Source organism: Bradyrhizobium sp. Leo170 (genome assembly GCF_004296405.1).
Classification (GTDB): Bacteria; Pseudomonadota; Alphaproteobacteria; order Rhizobiales; family Xanthobacteraceae; genus Bradyrhizobium.
The window spans coordinates 1-1,484 of sequence record NZ_PSRR01000704.1; the positions used below are offsets into that span (position 1 = coordinate 1).

General features: G+C 58.4%; 1 protein-coding gene. It reads right to left on the reverse strand.

What is annotated here, in order from left to right:
• Positions 1 to 168: 168 nt before the first annotated feature.
• Positions 169 to 1,484: group II intron reverse transcriptase/maturase (gene ltrA, locus CWO89_RS44125; RefSeq protein WP_130584374.1), on the reverse strand; the 1,316-nt coding region annotated here is incomplete at its 5' end.

The window sequence follows — 1,484 nt, forward strand, 5'->3', positions numbered from 1 at the left end:
TCGGTAGAGTCGACGACTGGCGCGGTGGCTACAGGTTCCGAGGAGTTGCCGTTTGCCGGCAGCTTTCGCTGAGTGCCGGTGCCTCATTTCGGACCATGGCTCCGTTTCCAGTCGCCGCTCGTCAAACCGGGCGTGCGGATTTCCCGCACCCGGCTTTCTCTCGATCCGTCAAGCCTTCGCTCTCGGCATGTCGGCGCGCGCTCTGGGGAGGCGGTAGAGGCCAAGCGTTTCATGCAGGTACTCCTGCGAGTAACGCTTGAAGCCTCGCCCACGCGCCCCAGTGCGCTGAACCAACCAATGTCGCAGACGACGATCGACGTATTGCCGAATGAGGTTGTAAGTTTCCACCACTGGGCCTTGGTCGAAGTAGCCGCACCAACCGCGTAGGATGCGATTGATGACAGCGACAGTGTTCTCCGGTGTGTCCGGGTACCACTGACGTGTCGTGCGGTCATGGATCTGTTTGAGCAATCGTCGAATGGCTTTCTTGGAAGGCCTTGTGCCCAGAAAGGCTTGACCTCCCTTTCCATGGAAGCGCCCGATCGTGTACCCGAGGAATGTTACGCTATCCTCCGGGACCCGAGCGAGCCGCGTCTTGGTCTCGTTCACCTCCAACCCAAGCCTGTTCATTAGCGTCTGCATCCGCACCATTGCCGTCTCGGACGAGCCGGGGCGACAGCAGATCACGAAGTCATCCGCGTAATTCACGATATGCGCATCGAGTTGGTCTTGGTGTCCGTGTTTGCGCCAAGCCAGCAAGAACCGACGAAAGTAGAGATTCGCCAACAGCGGGCTCAGGGGTGAGCCCTGTGGAGTTCCTCTTTTCTTCGTACGGGACTCCGCCGTCCTCGTGGTTCGCCGACCGTCTCTCTCGATAACCGCGACTGTCAGCCAGTCTTTGATCATTGAGAGGAGCCGACCGTCGGCAATCCTGCGTGTGAGGCATTTCACCAGTGGTGCATGCGGAATCGAGGTGAAGTAATCCCTCAAATCCGCGTCGACGATCTCCGATCGTCGATGGTCTCTGATGTGCCAGAACACGCGGCGTACCGCCATCTTGGCGTCCAGTTTCGGGCGGAAGCCATACTGGTTGTCCAGCAGGTCCGCTTCGAAGATGGCGCCGATCACCAGCATCGCCGCCGTCATGACCGTCCGGTCTTTTACGGTTGGAATGCTAAGCGGTCGACGTCCGCCATTGCTCTTCGGTATCCATACTCTCAGCAGGGGCTGTGGTCGGTAGTTGCTCGACATCAGCTCCTCTCTGGCATTTTCCAGCCATCGCTCGCGTCCCTCGGTTTCGATCTGAGCAAATGTGACGTCATCTACCCCAGGAGCGCCCCGATTTCCACGGCAGCGCCTGTAGGCTTCTTCCAGCACATCCAATCTGCAGACTTTGTCCCAAAGAGAGTAGAATCGATAGTCCGGTTCAGCCTTAGCTTTCGCCTGCAGCGAGGTTTGAAGTTTCTGAACGGATATTTCCGGTG